The 17,608-nt window shown below is 71.8% G+C and carries 15 protein-coding genes; 4 read left to right on the top strand and 11 right to left on the bottom strand.

The genetic code is table 11. From position 1 onward, the window contains the following. The first annotated feature begins 72 nt into the window (after positions 1 to 72). Positions 73 to 1,566, top strand: a complete 1,494-nt coding sequence (locus ACIBHX_RS04860) for an alpha/beta hydrolase family protein (protein ID WP_397064262.1) — start codon at positions 73 to 75, stop codon at positions 1,564 to 1,566. Here ACIBHX_RS04860 and ACIBHX_RS04855 read toward each other — a convergent pair. Both ACIBHX_RS04855 and ACIBHX_RS04850 read right to left on the bottom strand, forming a co-directional pair. Further along, complete coding sequence (locus tag ACIBHX_RS04855) at positions 1,539 to 2,462, bottom strand: alpha/beta hydrolase (protein ID WP_397064260.1); 924 nt, start codon at positions 2,460 to 2,462, stop codon at positions 1,539 to 1,541. The genes ACIBHX_RS04860 and ACIBHX_RS04855 overlap by 28 nt on opposite strands. Beyond that, positions 2,455 to 3,315, bottom strand: coding sequence for an enoyl-CoA hydratase-related protein (locus ACIBHX_RS04850; RefSeq protein ID WP_397064258.1), 861 nt, complete (start codon positions 3,313 to 3,315; stop codon positions 2,455 to 2,457). The genes ACIBHX_RS04855 and ACIBHX_RS04850 overlap by 8 nt, the downstream gene beginning before the upstream one ends. Positions 3,316 to 3,456: 141 nt before the next feature. Here ACIBHX_RS04850 and ACIBHX_RS04845 point away from each other — a divergent pair, with 141 nt between their 5' ends. Beyond that, complete coding sequence (locus ACIBHX_RS04845; RefSeq protein WP_397064256.1) at positions 3,457 to 4,833, top strand: LCP family protein; 1,377 nt, start codon at positions 3,457 to 3,459, stop codon at positions 4,831 to 4,833. A gap of 1 nt (position 4,834) precedes the next feature. Here ACIBHX_RS04845 and ACIBHX_RS04840 read toward each other — a convergent pair whose 3' ends face one another. Next, positions 4,835 to 5,329 (bottom strand): hypothetical protein, encoded by a 495-nt coding sequence (locus ACIBHX_RS04840; protein WP_397064255.1) that lies wholly within the window; start codon positions 5,327 to 5,329, stop codon positions 4,835 to 4,837. Positions 5,330 to 5,378: 49 nt separating this feature from the next. On the opposite strand from ACIBHX_RS04840, the gene ACIBHX_RS04835 reads away from it, so the two are divergent. Then, on the top strand, positions 5,379 to 5,978 hold the full coding sequence (locus ACIBHX_RS04835; protein ID WP_397064253.1) for a nitroreductase family protein: 600 nt from the start codon (positions 5,379 to 5,381) through the stop codon (positions 5,976 to 5,978). 107 nt (positions 5,979 to 6,085) lie between these two features. Here the strand turns inward: ACIBHX_RS04835 and ACIBHX_RS04830 are convergent, their stop codons facing one another. The 3 genes from ACIBHX_RS04830 to ACIBHX_RS04820 all read right to left on the bottom strand — a co-directional run bounded on the left by ACIBHX_RS04830 (position 6,086) and on the right by ACIBHX_RS04820 (position 9,246). Continuing rightward, a complete protein-coding gene (locus ACIBHX_RS04830) occupies positions 6,086 to 7,090 on the bottom strand; it encodes an enolase C-terminal domain-like protein (RefSeq protein WP_397064251.1) in 1,005 nt (334 codons plus the stop codon). A gap of 11 nt (positions 7,091 to 7,101) precedes the next feature. After that, positions 7,102 to 8,475 (bottom strand): MFS transporter, encoded by a 1,374-nt coding sequence (locus ACIBHX_RS04825; RefSeq protein WP_397064249.1) that lies wholly within the window; start codon positions 8,473 to 8,475, stop codon positions 7,102 to 7,104. Positions 8,476 to 8,538: 63 nt separating this feature from the next. Then, a complete protein-coding gene (locus ACIBHX_RS04820) occupies positions 8,539 to 9,246 on the bottom strand; it encodes a TetR/AcrR family transcriptional regulator (RefSeq protein ID WP_397064247.1) in 708 nt (235 codons plus the stop codon). Between the two features lie 100 nt (positions 9,247 to 9,346). On the opposite strand from ACIBHX_RS04820, the gene ACIBHX_RS04815 reads away from it, so the two are divergent. Further along, the gene (locus ACIBHX_RS04815; RefSeq protein WP_397064246.1) at positions 9,347 to 10,792 is read left to right on the top strand and encodes an MFS transporter; all 1,446 of its coding nucleotides are present in this window, start codon (positions 9,347 to 9,349) and stop codon (positions 10,790 to 10,792) included. Between the two features lie 87 nt (positions 10,793 to 10,879). On the opposite strand, the gene ACIBHX_RS04810 is transcribed toward ACIBHX_RS04815, so the two are convergent. Genes ACIBHX_RS04810 through ACIBHX_RS04790 form a run of 5 tightly spaced genes read right to left on the bottom strand, consistent with a single transcriptional unit; the run spans position 10,880 to position 17,571 of the window. Next, positions 10,880 to 12,028: a VWA domain-containing protein gene (locus ACIBHX_RS04810; RefSeq protein WP_397064244.1), complete on the bottom strand. Its 1,149-nt coding sequence runs from the start codon at positions 12,026 to 12,028 to the stop codon at positions 10,880 to 10,882. Beyond that, positions 12,025 to 14,193, bottom strand: a complete 2,169-nt coding sequence (locus ACIBHX_RS04805) for a DUF5682 family protein (protein ID WP_397065023.1) — start codon at positions 14,191 to 14,193, stop codon at positions 12,025 to 12,027. Before ACIBHX_RS04805 ends, ACIBHX_RS04810 begins: the two co-directional genes overlap by 4 nt. After that, a complete protein-coding gene (locus tag ACIBHX_RS04800; protein ID WP_397064242.1) occupies positions 14,190 to 15,254 on the bottom strand; it encodes an AAA family ATPase in 1,065 nt (354 codons plus the stop codon). Before ACIBHX_RS04800 ends, ACIBHX_RS04805 begins: the two co-directional genes overlap by 4 nt. Then, positions 15,251 to 16,603, bottom strand: coding sequence for a DUF5691 domain-containing protein (locus ACIBHX_RS04795; RefSeq protein WP_397064240.1), 1,353 nt, complete (start codon positions 16,601 to 16,603; stop codon positions 15,251 to 15,253). Before ACIBHX_RS04795 ends, ACIBHX_RS04800 begins: the two co-directional genes overlap by 4 nt. Next, on the bottom strand, positions 16,600 to 17,571 hold the full coding sequence (locus tag ACIBHX_RS04790) for an SWIM zinc finger family protein (protein ID WP_397064238.1): 972 nt from the start codon (positions 17,569 to 17,571) through the stop codon (positions 16,600 to 16,602). Before ACIBHX_RS04790 ends, ACIBHX_RS04795 begins: the two co-directional genes overlap by 4 nt. Between the last annotated feature and the right edge of the window lie 37 nt (positions 17,572 to 17,608).

Raw genomic sequence — 17,608 nt, 5'->3', positions numbered from 1 at the left:
GCGGTCCCCCGCGCCACAGGGACCCGGAGTAGCCTGGTGATCGGCGGGCAAACCAACGCAGACGGGAGGCCGATGCGCACCAGCCGTGGCACGTTGAGCGTCGCTGCCGGGTTGGTGCTGGTGGCGCTGGCGTCCGTTGGCTACGTGCTTCCTCCCGCGTTCGATCCGCCTGCGCTCCAGGTCGACCAGGCGTTCAAGTCGGTCCCGGCGCAGTCGGCGGTGGAGACGAGGCCGGTGGTCCAGCAGGGCACCTACCGCCAGGAGGAGTTCTCGATCCCGGCCGAGGGCCAGCACCTGGAAGGAACGGTCCGGATCCCGGTCACGCCGGGCAGGCACCCCGCGATGGTGTTCGTGTCGGGCTCGGGAAACGGCTCGCGGACGGAGTTCACGCCGCAGGCGGAGTTCATGGCCAGGGCGGGCGTGGTGACGCTGGCCTTCGACAAGCGCACGGTCGGCTACAACTTCCGCGACAGGGACTTCGGCCTGCTGGCCGACGACGTGCTGCGGATGGTGCAGTACCTGCGTGCCAGGCCCGAGGTTGATCCCGCGCGCACCGGGATCTGGGGGGTGAGCGAGGGCGGCTGGGTCGTGCCGATCGCCGCGGCCAAGAGCAATGCCGTCGGCTTCATGGTGCTGGTGTCCTCCTCCAACGTCTCGCCGCTGCGCGAGGTCGCCTGGGCGCTGAACGAGCAGTTGCTCAGGCTGCGCGCCCCGATCGGCGCGCGCGACCTGCTGACCAGGGCGATGGGCGCGGTGGGCTTCAACTTCCTGCGGTACGACGCGATGCCCGCGCTGAGCCGTATCAAGCAACCGGTCCTGGCCTTCTACGGCACCGAGGACCCGTCGATCCCGTTCGTGGAGTCCACCCGGGCGTTGACGCAGGCGATGCGGACGGCGGGCAACGACCAGTACACGATCCGCTTCATGGGCGACGGCGACCACGCGATGCGCGTCAGCGGCGGCCCGTTCACCCACGGCTACCTGGAGACGCTGACGAACTGGGTGACGGGACTGCCCGGCACCGCCCGCCCGGCCGTGCACATGGCGGGCGCGACGCCGGTGCAGCGTTTCGAGGCCAGTGACGTGCCGAAGGCGCCCTGGTACGCGGGCGGCACGATGCTCGGGCTGACGATCTGCCTGACCGCCGTCGGCTACGTGGCGGGCCCGGTCGCGGCGATGGTGGTACGGCTGCGCGGCAGGGAGGGAACGGGGTCGGAGACGAACGCGGTGCTGTGGCCGCCGATCAGGCGCAGGCTGAGGCGGATGGCATGGACCGGGCTCGGGCTGCTGGCCTCCGTGGTGGCCTTCATCACGCTGCTGGTGCTGTTCGCGGTCAACCAGGCGGGCGCCTGGCCCGCGGTGCTGGCCGGATGGCTGGTGGTGCGGGTGCTGGCCGTACTGATGCTGATCCAGGAAGTGACGGCGGTGGCCGCGGTCGTCGCGGCGCTGCGGGAGGGTATGGTGCCCGGGCGCGGCCAGCACGTGGCGATCGCCGGCGTGCTGGGCGGCACCGGGCTGCTGCTCGTGGTGGCCGCCTACTACGGCCTGTTCTCGTTCCCCTGGTAGACGAACGCGTTCATCCAGCGGTCCAGCTCGGTGAAGGCCTGCTTGCGGGCGGGCTCGGCCGACAGCACCACGTCGTGCACGGCGTCGGCGATGCGGACGCAGGTGACGTGCGGCCCGATGGCGGTGGCCCAGCGGGCGATCTGCCGGGGATCGAGCACGATGTCTGCCGACTGCGCCTCGGGCACGAAGTCCTTCACGCGCAGCCCCTTGGTCGAGGCCAGCACGAGCACGGGCACGTCGACGGACAGCCCCGCGTGCAGGCGCCGCTGCGCCCGGCGGATCGCGGCCAGCCAGGCGGCGTGCACGGAGAAACCGCCGAGCGGCTTCAGCTCCAGGTCGTACTCCCACTCGCCGTGCCGGGAGCGGTGCAGGCTGTCGCCGTAGGCGGTGCTGATGCCGACCGGCAGGGCACGGGCGGTGTACGACAGCGGCGTCTTCAGCAGGTCGGCGGCCAGGCGCATCGGCGCGGGCACGTTCAGGTCGAGGAAGGGGCTGTTGAGCGCGAGCCCGTCCACCAGGCCCTTGCCGCGGACCCGGTCGGCCCACAGCGCGGCGACGAGCCCGCCGGTGGAGTGGGCGTTGATCGTCACCGAGTCGTGGTCCTCGCGGATGACGCGGACGGCCGCGTCGATCTCGGGGAAGTACTCGGTGATGCTCCTGACCAGGCCCCTGGTCTGGTGCGGCAGCAGCGACCTGCCGTATTTGCGCAGGTCGAGCGCGTAGAAGTCGATGCCGCGGTCGAGGTAGTGCTCGGCCAGGTGGTCCTGGAAGAAGTAGTCGGTGAACCCGTGCAGGTAGAGCACCGCCCTGGAGGAGCCGACGCGTCTGGACACCAGCGTGGCGACGACCTCGCCCTCGTAGTCGGGCGGCAGCTGCAGCACGGTGCTCTCATACATGGCCATCACGATAGGGCCAATCGGGCAAACCGCCAGGAAGATCGGCGCTGATCTTCATCGGGAAGTCGGCCTGCCGCTTCTCCAGGAACGAGGTGACGCCCTCGACGGCGTCGGGCGCGGTGCCCAGCTCGGCCATCAGCCGGGAGTCGGCGGCGTGGGCGTCCCACGGCGTAGGCGAGGACAGCCCCGACCACATCAGCCGGCGGATGGCGGCCACGGCGACGGGCGAGGTGTTGTCCGCGATCTCGCGCGCCAGGGCGTAGGCCGCGGGGAGCAGTTCCTCGCCCGGGTAGACCCGGGACACCAGCCTGCCGGCCAGCGCCTCCGCGGCGTCGAAGACCCTGCCGGTCGCGGCCCACTCCATGGCCTGGGCGATGCCCACGATCCTGGGCAGGAACCAGCTGGATGCCGCCTCGGTGACGATGCCGCGGCGGGCGAAGACGAGGCCGAAGCGGGCGGTGTCGGAGGCCAGCCGTACGTCCATCGGGAGCGTCAGCGTCAGGCCCACGCCGACGGCGGGGCCGTTGATCGCGCCGATGACCGGCTTGAGCGAGCGGGCGATGCGCAGCGCGACCGTGCCGCCGCCGTCGCGCGGATGGCCGTCGACCGTCTCGTCCTGCTCGCGACGCTGGAACGTCCCGCCGCCACCGCCCAGGTCGGCTCCGGCGCAGAACGCCCGGCCGGCTCCCGTGACGACCACGGCGCGGACGTCGTCGTCGGCGTCGGCCAGGTCGAGGGCCTCGATGATCTCTCTGCGCATGGTAAAGGTGAAGGCGTTCAGCCGCTCTGGCCGCTTCAATGTGACGGTGGCGACTCGCTCTGCCACGGCGTACTCGATCTCGGAGAAGGCCATGGACCGAATCTTATTCGGCCACTGATGTTCACCCTCCCATAAGGACATAGTTCGCATTCGGTCCATAGGCTGCGGCGGCGAATCGGCCTACCGTCAAGCGCACGGGGAAGCGGGGATGGCGTGGGGCAGGCAAGGAGACCGGTGAGCGTCATCGGCTGGCTGCTGCTCTCGGCGGTGGTGCCGGGTGCGGCGCACCTGCGGGCCGGCTGGCGCAAGACCGGTCTGGCGCTGCTCGGCTGCTACGTGGCCGGGCTGCTGGCGCTGCTCTGGATCGTGCTGAGCACCGACAACCTGCTCGGCAAGCTGACCGAGAACTCCTGGCTGACCACGATCACCGTGACCGCGGCGGTGCTGGGCGCGGTGTGGTTCGGGCTGATCGTCCACTCGTTCGTGGTGCTGAGGCCGTCCCGGATGGCCCAGGGCGGGCAGATCCTGGCGGGTACGCTGGCGGGCCTGCTGGCCGTGGCCGTGGTGCTGCCGTTCGGCGTGGTGACGCAGTACGTCTGGGTCTACCAGAAGACGCTGAACGACGTGTTCGTCAACGATCCGGTGGAGCGCCAGGTCCAGGCCCCCGTCTCGGAGGAGGATCCGTGGGCGGGCCGTGACCGGGTCAACATCCTGCTGCTGGGCGGCGACGCCGACGACAACAGGATCGGCGTGCGCACCGACAGCATGAACCTGGCCAGCGTGGACGCGAAGACCGGCAACACCGTGCTGATCAGCCTGCCGCGCAACCTGGAGGACGTCCGCTTCCGTCCCGGCACCCCGATGGCCGAGCACTTCCCGACAGGTTTCCGGCTGCCGCCCGACCCGGGTGGCGGGCGCAGCGACCTGCTCAACAGCGTCTGGGAGTACGCCGACGCGCATCCCGAGCTGTTCGGGGGCAAGCAGCACCAGGGGCCGCAGGTGTTGATGGACACGATCGGCTACACGCTGGGCCTCAAGGTCGACTGGTACGCGCTGGTCAACATGTGGGGCCTGGCGCGGCTCATCGACGCGATCGGCGGCGTCACGATCACGGTCGAGCAGGACGTGGTGTTCGGCAAGTACAACGAGGGCCTGGTCAAGGCCGGCACGCGCAAGCTGAAGGGCGCCGACGCGATGTGGTACGCCCGCTCGCGCACCTACAGCGACGACTACACGCGTATGCGCCGCCAGCGGTGCGTGCTGGCGGCGCTGCTCGACCAGGCCGATCCCGCGACGGTGCTCACCAGCTTCAACAAGATCGCACTGGCGACAAAGGATCTGGTCAAGACCGACATCCCCCGGCCGATGCTGCAACACCTGGTGCCCCTGGCGCTCAAGGTCAAGAACGCCAAGGTCACCAGCATCCAGTTCGTGCCCCCGCTGATCAACACCGGCTCACCCGACTGGGACAAGATCCGCACCATCGCCCAGAAGACCATCCGTACCTCGGCCAACCCTCCGGCGGTGGCCATGTCACCCAAGCCCGCGAAGACGCCCGACCCCACGGGCTCGCCCACCAAGGACCTCAGTGAGGGCTGCGGGGTGACCTAGCTCAGTTGAAGCAGTCCTGGGTGTTCAGGGCGATGCCGAACTCGGTGACCTTGCCGTGCGAGACGCCGAAGGAGTAGTACGCCTTCTTGTTGCCCGGGACCTTGATCACGTTGTAGCCGTGGGCGTCCTTCTTGATGTGCGGGTAGGCGGCCTTGAGCTGCTTGCCGGTCGAACCGAACCCGATGCCCTCGGGGGTCTTCATCCCCTTGGCGGCGAAGATCGCGGCCAGGCCGGCCTTGGGTGAGATGTAGACGCCCACGGCGTCCTTGCCCGTCGGGAACTTCTTCAGGTCCCAGCCCGAGCAGGAGTCCTTGCCGCCGTCCATCTTCTTGACCACGGCGCCCGTCGCCTTGGCCTGCTTCACGGTCATGCCGAGCTTGACGTCGCCGTATCCGTAGGGGCCCAGCGTGGGCCCGGCCTGGGCGAATGCCCCCGTCGCGCCGCCGGCCAGCACTGACCCCGCTACCAGCACGCTTCCGATCACCGTCTTCATCATGACTGCTTTGACTCACGTTCCGGCGCAGAAGTTCTGAGAAGCTGGCGGGATGGATTTTCAAGAGGTGGTACGGCGGCGCCGCATGGTCAGGAACTACGACCCCGACCGTGCGGTGCCCGCCGCGCTCGTCGAGCGGATCCTGACCAACGCGCTGCACGCCCCGTCGGCCGGCTTCAGCCAGGGCTGGGCGTTCCTGGTCCTGGAGGAGCCGTCCGACCGGGCCCGCTTCTGGGAGCTGGCGGTGGAGGACGGCGGCCCGTGGGCCGAGGGTTTGCGCAAGGCGCCGCTTCTGATCATCCCGTTCTCGCACAAGCAGGCCTACCTCGATCGCTACGCCGAGAGCGACAAGGGGTGGACCGACAAGGACGAGTCTCGCTGGCCGGTGCCCTACTGGGACATCGACACCGGGTTCGCCTCGCTGCTGATGCTGCTCAGCGCCGTGGACGAGGGGCTGGGCGCCTGCTTCTTCGGTATCCCGCCGGGCGAGCGGACGGCCGAGGTGAAGCAGGCCTTCGGCGTGCCCGCGGCGTACAGCCCGATCGGCGTGATCAGCGTGGGATACCGGGCGCAGGACAAGCGGTCGCCGTCGCTCAAGCGCGGCAGGCGCCCACTGGAGGAGGTCGTCCACCGGGGCCGCTGGACCGATTGAAGTCAAGAAACTCTCACCCATGCCGAGAACCCTCATCGCCGTACTCCTTCGTCTTGGGTGCTTCCACCGGAGACGTCGGATCTGCCGCGGCTTCTTCGACACCCGGGTCAGGCGCGGAAGGAGTCCTTCGCCAGACGCCGCAGCCGCGTCTCGTCGATGGTGTGACCGAGGCCCGGCTGGGTGAACGGGACCGCGATCACGCCGGCGTTGGCGCCGACGATCGGCTCGACGAGCTGGTTGTTGCGCGGCGGCTGGGTGACGTCGCACGGCAGGGTGCATCCGGGCAGGCTGGCGATGGCGACGGTGGCCGCCCTGGCCAGCCCGGCTCCCTGGCCGCCGGTGCACTGGATGTCCCAGCCCGCCGCGACGGCCCGGTCGTGGGCCCGCCGTACCTCGGACAGCGCGGGGAAGGCGGTGGGGCGCAGCAGCAGCACCCGGGCCGCGCGCAGCGTCAGGTACTCGTCGAGCTGGGCGGTCGAGCGGGCCTCGACGGCCACCGCGGCGGCGACCTGGTCCTGGAGGGTGGCGTGCAGGTAGACGTCGTCGACGGCGAACGGGCGCTCGATGACCTCCAGGCCGTAGGAGTCGAGGGCCACCAGCTGCTCGGGGCTGGTGTAGCTGCCGCCGCCGTCGACGGCCAGCGTCAACGCGGGGTAGGCCTGGCGGACCGCGCGGACGGGCTCGACGTCGAATCCCGGTTGGATGTCCAGCGTCACGTGGCCGTAGCCGGCGCAGACCTGCTGGTTGACCCGGGCCACCAGCGACTCGACCGACGGGTCCGGGCTGAGGCGGATCGTGGCCATCAGCGAGGTGCGGGTGCCGCCGACCGCCTCGGCCAGGGGGACGCCGCGCATCCTGGTCCACAGGTCCCAGCAGGCCATGTCGACGGCGGAGTCCTGCGAGTCGACGGAGTCGGGATGCTCCCAGTCGACGCCGATGAGCCGGGCTGCGAGGGATTCCTCGAGCCTGGCCCAGGTCTTGGCACCGGGCGAGACGGTCTCGCCCCAGCCGACCATGCCACCGTGATCGGTGAGCTTGACCAGCAGGCTTTCCGACCGCCTGCCGTACGGCAGGTTCAGCCGGAAAACCTCCAGCTCCCGCACTCGCGGCATGTGGATCCCCCCTAAGACGTGACCTCCTCCATGGTGCCTGCCGGAACGGACTGCGCAAAACGGGGGGCCACGAACGCCGCCACGAGGGCCAGCACGAAGGCGAAGGCGAACCCGACCAGGAAGGCCTCACCGGTCGCGGTGAACAGGGCGCCGGTGATGGCCACGGCCACCACGGTGAAGACCGACTCGCCCACGCCCACGGCCGCGGTGTTGGCGCCCTCCTCACCCTGCTTGGACATCTGCAGGACCAGCACCGACACGGTCGGGTGCAGGGCGCCGATGCCCAGCCCGGCCAGCGCCCAGGCGAGGAAGGCCAGCGCGATCGGGACGGCGTCCACCAGGACCAGCGTGATCAGGCCGATGCCCGCGGCGATCAGGAGCGCGCCGCCGCGCAGGGCGGTCAGGTGGCCGATCGTGCCACGCCCCTTGATCCAGGAGCCGGTGGACCAGCCGAGCGCGCCGACGGTGAGCACCAGGCCGGCGCTGATCGGGGTCATGTGGCGGACGTTGATCAGCATCAGCGGGATGAGGACCTGGGCGGCGGTCAGCGCGCCGAAGGCCAGGCCGCGCAGGACGGGGGCGCTGGGCAGGCCGGGGGCGGCGCGCAGGGATCCGCGCAGCAGCAGCTTGGGCAGGGCCACGACCAGCAGGACCACGCCGACGAGCAGCAGGGGTAGGCCGGCCAGCGCCTGGGCGCTGCCGTACTGGATGAGGGCGGCGGCGACCGCGGTCACGGTGGCCCAGACGAGCTTGCGGCCCAGGCCGGGAGCGGGCTCGGCGGTGCCGCCGGACAGCGCGCTGCCGGCGGTGCCGCGCCACAGCAGCAGCGCCGAGGGGATCACAATCAGCGCGACGCCGAGGAAGACCCACCGCCAGTCGGCGTTCTCCACCACGAAACCGGCGATCGCCGGGCCGACCATCGACGGCACCACCCAGCCCGCCGAGAACAGGGCGAACACCTTGGGATGCATGGCCGGCGGGTAGGCACGCGCGACCAGCACGTACAGCGAGACCTGGATCAGCCCGCCGCCCAGGCCCTGGACGAATCTGCCCGCGACGAACACCTCCATCGTCGGGGCGAAACCGGCCACCAGCAACCCGGCGACGAACCCCACCACGCCGACCGCGATCGGCTGCAGCGGGCCGCGCACGTCGCTCCAGCGCCCGCCGAGCACGGTGGCGATGACCTGCGCCGCGAGCGTGGCGCTGAAGGCCAGGTTGTACAGGTGCATACCGCCAAGATCGCGGGCGACCACCGGCATCGCGGTCGCCACCGCCATCGCTTCGAACGCCACCAGGACGATCAGGGCGACCAGGCCGATGCTCAACGTCCGGTACGTCGAGGAGACCACGCTGGCCGGGGGTGCTTCAACGGTCGTTGTCATACCCGGCAAGCTATGGCGACACCCCAGGTCGGCACATCGGGCGGCGGGCCTAGGCAATTGGGCCTAAGGCATGCGGGCCTCCAGTCCGGCGATGATGAGGTCGAGCCCGTACATGAAGCGGGTGACGCCGTCGTCGGAGGTCAGCACGTCCGCGTACTTGGTCGTGTTCGGGAACTCGTCCGGCGGCAGCGACTTGTAGTAGGCGTTGATCTGGCCGATGAACCCGGTGATGTACTCGACCGGGTCGTCGATCCCCGAGGTGCGCATCCTGGCGTAGTGCAGCGACTCCTCGTAGGCGTCGCTGGAGATGTACAGCGAGATCCGGTCGAGCGCCAGGGCGGCGTCGCGCGGCGGCAAACCCGCCCCGATCAGCAATCCGAAGACGGCCTCGCCGATGCGCAGCGCGTTCGGCCCGGTGGGGATGTTGGCCAGCGCCGCCTTGGCCAGGTCGGCGTGGGCGGTCAGCACCCGGTGCGACTCGGTCGCGAAGGCGCGCAGGACCTCCTGCCAGCTGCCCACCGTCTCCGGCAACCGGATCTCGCCCACAGCCAGGTCGTAGATGAGCTCGATCAACTCCTCCTTGTTGGACACGTGCGCGTACAGCGACGCGGGGCCGGTATCCAACTCCTGGGCGATCCGCCGCATGCTCAGCGCGTCGATGCCCTCCTCGTCCACGATCCGCAATCCGGTCTCAACGATGAGCTCCTGGCTCAGCTGCGGCTTGATCTGGCGGCGTTGTTTCCGCCACGGAGGCGATGGCACGTTCGTCATAACGAACACTGTACTTGACACGAACGGCGTTCGCCACTAAAACAGTGTTCGTAACGAACAGCGTTCGTCTAAAGAACATCGTTCCCCCAAGGAGTTCCCGATGACCGTCACCGCCCCCGCGGCAAGCTCGGAGGCGCAGCGTTACCGCTGGCGCTGGGCCGCGCTCTTCGTCATCCTGGCCGCCGAGGTGATGGACCTCCTCGACGCGCTGATCACCACCATCGCCGCACCCACCATCCAGAAGGAGCTGGGCGGCACCGCGAGCCTGGTCCAGTGGCTGGGCGCCGGCTACACCCTGGCCATGGCCGTCGGCCTGATCACCGGTGGCCGCCTGGGCGACCTGTACGGCCGCAAGCGCATGTTCCTGATCGGCGCCGCCGGCTTCACCGCGATGTCGCTGGTGTGCGGGATCGCCATGAACCCCGAGATGCTGATCGGTGGACGCGTGCTGCAGGGCCTGTTCGGCGCCGTGATGCTGCCGCAGGGGCTTGGCCTGATCAAGGAGATGTTCCCGCCGGACGAGATCGGCAAGGCGTTCGGCATGTTCGGCCCCGTCATGACCATCTCGTCGGTGGGTGGCCCGGTGCTGGGCGGCTGGCTGGTCGACGCCGACCTGTTCGGCACCGGCTGGCGCATGATCTTCCTGGTCAACCTGCCGCTCGGCCTGGCCGCGCTGGTGGCCGGGCTGAAGGTGCTGCCCGAGTTCCGCCTGTCCGACGCCACCCGGCTCGACCTGGTCGGCGTGGTCCTGGTGTCGGTCGCCGCCTTCCTGCTGGTCTTCCCGCTCATCCAGGGCCGCGAGCTGGGCTGGCCCGCCTGGACCTGGTTCTCGATGGCCGGCTCGATCGTGATGTTCGCCCTGTTCGGCCGTTACGAGTCGCGCCGCACCCGCTCCGGCAAGGACCCGCTGGTCACGCCGAGCCTGTTCCGCAAGCGCGCCTTCACCGGCGGCCTGGTCGCCGGGCTGGCCTTCTTCTCCGGCATGATCGGCCTGTCGCTGGTCTTCAGCCTCTACACCCAGGTCGGGCTCGGCTTCAGCCCGCTCAAGGCCGGCCTCACCAGCCTGCCCCAGGCCATCGGCGGCGTCGTCGGCTTCGGCCTGGCGATGTCGGGCCTGCAGGAGAAGCTGGGCCGCGGCCTGCTGCAGATCGGCGTCACCGTGATGGCGGCCGGCGCCGGGGTGCTCGGCCTGACCATCCACCTGGCCGGCCTGTCCGTCGGGCCGTGGCAGCTGGCTCCCGGGCTGGCGCTGGTCGGCATCGGGATGGGCCTGACGATGGCGCCCTTCTTCGACATCGTCCTGGCCGGGGTCGAGCCGCACGAGTCGGGCTCCGCGTCGGGCGCGCTCACCGCGACCCAGCAGCTCGGCGCGGCGGTCGGCACCGCCGTCCTGGGGACGCTCTTCTTCAACCTGCTCAAGAGCCAGTGGTCGTTCAGCTCGGCGATGCAGCTGACGGTCTGGGTGGAGATCGGCCTCCTGGCCGCCACCTTCGCCTTCTCCTTCCTCCTCCCCCGCCGGGCGATTGCGGAGTCCTCCGCCCACTGACCGCTCTTTCCGAAAGCCCCGCCATTCGTGCGGGGCTTTCGCTTTTGTACGGCGAGCCGCCGCAACCGACCGCCCGCCGTACAACGGCTAAGAGGTATGGGTCTCGGGCCAGTGGGTGAGGTTGCGGCGTTCGAGGGCGGCGGCCATGAGGTCGGGGAAGGCGTCGGGGGTGCAGGCGAAGACCGGGACGCCGAGCGCGGCGAGCGCGGCGGCGTTGTCGTGGTCGTAGGCGGGGGCGCCCTCGTCCGAGAGGGCGAGCAGGACGATCACCTGAATGCCCTGCTCGGTCATGGCCGCAACCCTGCGCAGCATCTGCTCGCGCAGCCCGCCCTCGAACAGGTCGCTGACCAGCACCAGGATCGTCTCGGTCGGACGGGTGACCAGGCCGTGGGCGTAGGCGAGGGCGCGGTTGATGTCGGTGCCGCCGCCGAGCTGGGTGCCGAACAGCACCTCGACCGGATCGTGCAGCAGGTCCGTGAGGTCCACGACCGAGGTGTCGAAGGCGACCAGCGAGGTCCTGAGCGAGCCCGTCGAAGCGAGCACGGCCGCCAGCACTCCGGCGTAGACGACCGAGTCGGCCATCGAGCCGCTCTGGTCGACGCAGAGCACGACCTCCCGCTGCAGGGCCCGCTGCCTGCGGGCGTAGCCGACCAGGCGGGAGGGGACGACGGTGTTGCGCTCGGGCAGGTAGTTCTTCAGGTTGGCGCGGATCGTCCTGGCGAAGTCGATGTCGGCGGCCGTGCGCGGGCGGTGGGTGCGGGCGGAGCGGTCGAGCGCGCCGGCGACGGCGGCGCGCGCCTTCTGGGCGAGCCTGCGCTCCAGGTCGTCGACGACGTGGCGGACGACCCGGCGGGCCGACTCGCGGGCGGCGTCGGGCATCACCTTGTTGAGCGCGAGCAGCGTGCCGACCAGGTGGACGTCGGGCTCGACCGCCTCGAGGAGCTCGGGTTCGAGCAGCAGCCTGGTCAGGTCGAGGCGTTCGATGGCGTCCTTCTGCATCACCTGGACCACCGTGGACGGGAAGTACGCCCGGATGTCGCCCAGCCACCTGGCCACCTTCGGCGCCGAGGCCCCCAGTCCGGCGGCGTCCTCGTAGACGGCGCCCAGCGCGCCGTCCATCCGCGCGTCGGACGCGTCGAGCGCCATCCCGATGCCGTCGGCCTCGCCGCCGCCCAGCACCAGCCGCCACCGCCGCCACCGCTCGTCCACGGGTCCCGCGTGCTCCCTGCCGCTCATGCTCCGGCCTCCATCGACGTGGACGGCCTGCCCAAGATCGTCAGCACGGTCTGTACGGCGGGCGCCGCGCGCTCCTCGTCCACCTGCTCCTCGGCCGACACCCGGCGGGCGCCCGCCCTGAGGCGGTCGCCGATCGCGCGCCGTTCGGGTGCGGCGAACTCCGAGAACGTCCGCCGCAGCAGGGGCAGCACCTCGGTGAACTGGTCCCCGGTCAGGTGCGCCAGCCACGAGTCGACCAGCTCGAGCAGCCGCGGATCGTGCACGAGCAGCAGCCCGCCGCCCGCCAGGAACCCCTCCACCCAGGCCGCCGCCCGAGCCGGGGTGTTGCCCCGGGACATGGCCCTGGACATCCGCCCGGGCGCGTCCTGCAGCGACCCGGCGTCCAGCAGGATCCTGGTCAGCCGACCCTCGATCAGCCCGTGCGGCTCGCCCCTGTCGCAGATCCCGCGCAGGGTCTCCAGCCAGAGTTCCCGCTCGTCGGATGAGGGCTCCTCGCTGAGGAGGGCGACCGCGGAATGCACCGCGTCGATGTGCTCGAGCAGCCCGGACGCCGCGCCGTCGTCGACCCCGGACACCGCCACGGGCAGCCCGACCCTGATCCGCTCCAGCATGGAGTGCGCGATCGTGGCCAGCCCCTCGGCCGGGGTCCCGCGCACGTCTCCGTACCGGTGCGCCCGCACCATCGCGGGCAGCGCCGCCATCAGGTGGGTGACGTCGGCGTCCAGCGCCGCCCGTGCCGACAGGGCGGCCAGCACCTCGGGCATCGCCTCCGGCAGCCCGGCGAGCAGGGCCCGCTCCACCAACTCGGTCAGCTCCGCAAGCGACACCACACCGGACGCGCATCGGTCGCGGGCGCGCTGGGCGGCGGCCGCACGGACCGTGGTGCCGAGCGCGGCCGACTCGATGAGCGCCAGGTCGTACTCGGGCCGCCACTCCAGCGTCCACGTCTCCCTGAACGTGCCCCTCCCCCGCGCCTCCTCCTGAGCGCCCCACTCCACGCCGAGCAGCCGCAGCCGGTGCAGCAGGTGGCTGCGCTCCAGGTCGAGCGGCTTGCGCAGGTCCAGGTCGAGCTCGCGGCTGAGCGCCTCCGGCTTGAGGCGCAGCCGCCGCTGCTGGTCGCGCAGGTCCCGCTGCAACGGCACCATGGGCGTGCCGTCGGCGACCTGGCCGAGCCGGTCGCCGACGACCATGCGCCGCTGGATCAACCCGACCGGCAGCTCGTCACCCTCGCACAGCACCGCCCTGGCCGCCTCCGTCACCTCGCCGAGCCCGGCCAGCGGGCGCCCGCGCAGCGCGGCCAGCGCCTCGGCCAGCCGTACCGCCTCGATGACGTGCGCGGAGGAGACGGCGAGCCCCTCGGCGCGCAGGACGGCGGCGGCCTCGGCGAGCCAGCGCTCGACGGGACGGTCGGCGACGGTGAACAGGTGGTGGTACCAGCCGGGCGAGGTGACCCCGGCGCCGTAGCCGGACCAGGCGGCCAGCCGCCCGTAGGTCCACGGCACCCAGGTCAGCTCGGCCTTGACCCGCGGCAGCCTGCGGAGCAGGGCGTCGTCGGAGGTCGCGGTGGGGAACGGCTCGGTGAGGGCGGGCACGTGCCAGGCGCCGCACACCACCGCGATGCGCTCGTATCCGGCCTTCCTGGCGGCGCGGATGGTCCTGCGCATGTGGGCCTCGCGGCAGGCCTCCCGCTCGTCCGGCTGGTAGCCCTCGCGCAGCGCGGCCATCGCCTCGGCGATCACGTCGAAGGGCGTGTCGCCGCGGTGCTCGACGACGTCCTCCCACCAGCGTTCCGGGTCGTCGTAGCCGGCCACTGCGGCCAGCTCGCCGATCGGGTCGCGGGAGAAGGCCGCCCGCTCCGCCACGGCCAGGCTGTGGGAGGCGGGCAGGTCGCAGAACCGGACCGGGGTCCCGGAACGCGTGCCGTACAGGATCGCCTGCCATTCCGGCGAGAACACCGCGAATGGCCAGAAGGCCGCGCGGGAGGTGTCGCCGGGCACGTGGGCCAGCAGCGCGACCGGCGGCTCGCACCCGGGCGCGTGCGCGACCAGGCCGTCGGCTTCGGGCGGCCCCTCGATGAGGATCACGTCGGGGCGCAGCCGCTCCAGCTCGTCGCGTACGGCTCGCGCCGAGCCTGGACCGTGGTGGCGGACGCCGAGCACTCTCATGAGACCTCGCGGCAGGCCCGGTAGAAGTCGCTCCACCCGGAGCGCTCCTTGACCACGGTCTCCAGGTACTCGCGCCACACCACCCGGTCGGACACCGGCTCGCGCACGATCGCGCCCACCAGGCCGGCGGCCACGTCGGCGGGGCGCAGCACGCCGTCGCCGAAGTGCGCGGCCAGCGCGATGCCGCTGGTCAGCACCGAGATCGCCTCGGCGGTCGACAGGGTGCCGCTGGGCGACTTGACCTTGGTGCGGCCGTCCTCGGTCACACCGTCGCGCAGTTCGCGGAAGACGGTCACGACCCGGCGGATCTCCGCCAGCCCCGTCGAGATCTCCGGCAGCGCCAGCGAACGGCCCAGCTCGGCCACGCGGCGCGCCACGATCTCCACCTCCTCCTCCGCGCTGGCGGGGACCGGCAGCACGACCGTGTTGAAGCGGCGGCGCAACGCGCTGGACAGCTCGTTGACGCCCCTGTCGCGGTCGTTGGCGGTGGCGATCAGATTGAAGCCACGCTCGGCCTGCACCTCCCTGTTGAGCTCGGGGATGGGCAGCGTCTTCTCCGACAGCACGGTGATCAGCGCGTCCTGCACGTCGGACGGCATCCGGGTCAGCTCCTCGACGCGGGCGATGCGGCCCTCGGCCATCGCGCGCATCACCGGCGACGGGGTCATCGCGTCCATCGAGGGGCCCTCGGCCAGCAGGCGAGCGTAGTTCCAGCCGTAGCGGACGGCCTCCTCCGCGGTGCCGGCCGTGCCCTGCACCAGCAGCGTGGAGTCGCCGCTGACGGCGGCGGCCAGGTGCTCCGACAGCCAGGTCTTGGCCGTGCCCGGCACGCCGAGCAGCAGCAGCGCGCGATCGGTGGCCAGGGTGGCGACCGCCACCTCGACGATCCTGCGGGCGCCGACGTACTTGGGCGTGATCCGGTCGCCGTCGCCCAAGACGTAGGTGGTGACCGCCCAGGGCGACAGCCGCCAGCCCGGCGGGCGGGGCCTGTCGTCGTCCTTGGCCAGCAGGGCCAGCTCTTCCGCGTACTGGTCCTCCGCGTGCGGGCGCAGTACCGTCATTCGAGCTCCTTCAGCATGTCGGCACGGAAGCGCAGCAGGGCGGCGACCTCCTGGACGTTCGGGTCGGGCCTGGCCAGCATCGGCAGGTCGCACAGCGCGGGGTCGATCCGCTCGGCGGCCAGCCTGCCCAGCTCGCCGAGGTTCCACGGCTGGGTGGTCGCCACCTGCACGATCTTGCGGAGTACGGCTGCCGCCAGCGCGTCGTGCCACGGCGCGGGAACGCCGCCGAGGACCATGATGAGCTGGCTGTCCATCTCCCGATTCTTCACGAAATCGGCGGCGAGGTGCTGCCGCTCCTCGGGCGGCAGGACGGCGAGCAGGTCGGCGATCGGGTCCCAGGCGAACATGGCCCGCGCCCAGGCCGGATCCCGTTGTAGCACCGCGCCCCTGACCCAGCCGGCGCGCACCTCGTCCTCCCAGTCGGGGATCCGCCCGCGGACCACGCCGTCGGGATCGCCCCACAGGGCCAGCGGCGCCCTGGCGATCAGCTGCTGGAGCCACCAGGCCCGTTCGCCGATGCCGCGCGGCGGCTTGGCCCTGACGCCGTCGCGCTCCATCGCCCTGTCGCACTCCTCCGGCGGGTTGACCGCGATCTCGCCGGGCCCGATGACGTCGATGACGCGGGCCAGGCGTTCCGCCATGCGCCGGGCCAGGCGGGATTCGGGCAGGCAAGTCAGCAGGTTGGCGGCCTGCTGGCGCACCTCGCGCCTGCGGTCGTCGAGGGCGGCCTCCAGGAAGGGCTCGTCGTCCATGGTGAGCCCGTCGGCCAGCACGCCGACGAATTCGGCCCGGTCGTCGGGCGTCTCCCGCTCCCAGGTCTCCTCCAGCAGGCCGCGCGCCCTGGCCGGATCCGTGGCGCGCAGGAGTGCCAGGTGGGCCCGCCGGTCGCCGGCCCCGCCCAGCTCCCAGACCTGCCCGCCGGGCTCGCCCGTCGCCTCTTCCAGCAGGTAGGCCCAGTCGGGGTTGCGCCGCGCCAGCCACCTGCCCCGCTCGCCCGCCAGGACGCCGAGGTGCGCCCGCATGGAACGATCCCGCCTGCCGCGCTCCAGCAGGTCAGGCAGCGCGTGGGCAGGGGCGCGCCGCCCGGACGCGGCGGCCGCGGCCAGCCACTCGGGCAGCACCCTGATGTACTGACCGGCCAGGATCCGCACCAGTCGCCGTGCCGCGGCCCGCCCCACGGCCTCGCGTTCCTCCTCCGGCGCCACGTCGATCTCGCCCCCGTGCGCCGCCGGCTGCTGTCCCGCCCGGCGGCGCACGACCTCGACGGCCGCGTCGGCCAGCAGGTCGGCGCCGTACGGCCGGCGGTCGGTGCCGACCAGCGCGGTGGAGACCAGGTCCTCCCACGTCACAGCGGCACCGCCGTCCCGTCGTCGGCCCAGGTGGCCAGCGGGCGCAGTCCGGCCGGCGTCCAGTCCACGGCCACCGTCACGGGCCGCCCGCCCGCGACGGCGATGAGGCGCCAGGGCTCCCGGTCGCGGGGATGCAGCGGCAGCCCGCCCAGCATCTCGGCCTCGGGGACCACGTCGCGCAGCACCAGCGGCCACGACTCGATCCACGGATCGGCCGCCAGCACCCCGCCCACCTGCGCCAGCCCCTCCGCCACGCTCACGCCCGGCGGCTCCTCGAAACCCACCTCTCCTCCGGGCGATCGCGGCGAACCCGCTGCCGGAGCTCCTTCGAACGGCTGGAACTCCGGCGAAGCCGCGGGAACGACGATGGCCCGCAGCGGGGCGGCGCCGGGGTAGAAGGCGAGGGCGGCGTCGATGACCGTGCCGGGAACCAGGGAGTCGTCGGGCCGCTGGCCGGGCGGGGTGAACGTGAGGATCAGGGCGGGACGGCCGGTGCCGTGGCCGTGCAGCCAGACGCGGCGGACGACGAGCGGGTCCTGGTCCTCGTCGCGCAGGGCCAGGACGTGCCAGTGGTCGCGCACCGCGGGCCCGGCCAGGACCTCCTCGCGCGAGGTGGGGAAGCCCACCCGGCTCAGCACGGTCCGCGCCAGCGGCTCGGGCAGCTCCGCCCGGCGCCTGAAGGCCACGGCGAGCAGGTTGAGCAGCGCGTATTCGGCCAGCAGCCGCTCCGGCCAGCCCTCGAACGACCGCACCCGCTCCAGCCGGGACACCACCCCGGCGACCCCGGAGGCCTGCGCGTCGACGAGCCGCTTGGCCAGCTCGTCCCAGGCGCGGCGATCGGCTCCCGCGATGCCGTGCCGTACCTGATCGCCGAGCCAGCGCTCGAGCTCGACCAGGCCCGCGGCCACGCGCGCGTGCCTGGCCGTTTCCCCAGGTCGCTGGGCCGGGGAAGGGCCCTCATGAGTCACGTGCCGCAGCGTAGCCACCCTGACCGACATTTCACAG

Source organism: Nonomuraea sp. NPDC050536, assembly GCF_044457685.1.
Taxonomy (GTDB): Bacteria; Actinomycetota; Actinomycetes; order Streptosporangiales; family Streptosporangiaceae; genus Nonomuraea.
The sequence above is the reverse complement of the archived record's forward strand: the minus strand, read 5'-3'. Positions and strand labels throughout refer to the sequence as shown.

Coding starts and splice junctions, on each gene's coding strand:
- ACIBHX_RS04860 (WP_397064262.1), top strand. CDS start 73: ATGCGCACCAGCCGTGGCACGTTGAGCGTCGCTGCCGGGTTGGTGCTG.
- ACIBHX_RS04855 (WP_397064260.1), bottom strand. CDS start 2,462: ATGTATGAGAGCACCGTGCTGCAGCTGCCGCCCGACTACGAGGGCGAG.
- ACIBHX_RS04850 (WP_397064258.1), bottom strand. CDS start 3,315: ATGGCCTTCTCCGAGATCGAGTACGCCGTGGCAGAGCGAGTCGCCACC.
- ACIBHX_RS04840 (WP_397064255.1), bottom strand. CDS start 5,329: ATGATGAAGACGGTGATCGGAAGCGTGCTGGTAGCGGGGTCAGTGCTG.
- ACIBHX_RS04835 (WP_397064253.1), top strand. CDS start 5,379: ATGGATTTTCAAGAGGTGGTACGGCGGCGCCGCATGGTCAGGAACTAC.
- ACIBHX_RS04830 (WP_397064251.1), bottom strand. CDS start 7,090: ATGCCGCGAGTGCGGGAGCTGGAGGTTTTCCGGCTGAACCTGCCGTAC.
- ACIBHX_RS04825 (WP_397064249.1), bottom strand. CDS start 8,475: ATGACAACGACCGTTGAAGCACCCCCGGCCAGCGTGGTCTCCTCGACG.
- ACIBHX_RS04820 (WP_397064247.1), bottom strand. CDS start 9,246: ATGACGAACGTGCCATCGCCTCCGTGGCGGAAACAACGCCGCCAGATC.
- ACIBHX_RS04815 (WP_397064246.1), top strand. CDS start 9,347: ATGACCGTCACCGCCCCCGCGGCAAGCTCGGAGGCGCAGCGTTACCGC.
- ACIBHX_RS04810 (WP_397064244.1), bottom strand. CDS start 12,028: ATGAGCGGCAGGGAGCACGCGGGACCCGTGGACGAGCGGTGGCGGCGG.
- ACIBHX_RS04805 (WP_397065023.1), bottom strand. CDS start 14,193: ATGAGAGTGCTCGGCGTCCGCCACCACGGTCCAGGCTCGGCGCGAGCC.
- ACIBHX_RS04800 (WP_397064242.1), bottom strand. CDS start 15,254: ATGACGGTACTGCGCCCGCACGCGGAGGACCAGTACGCGGAAGAGCTG.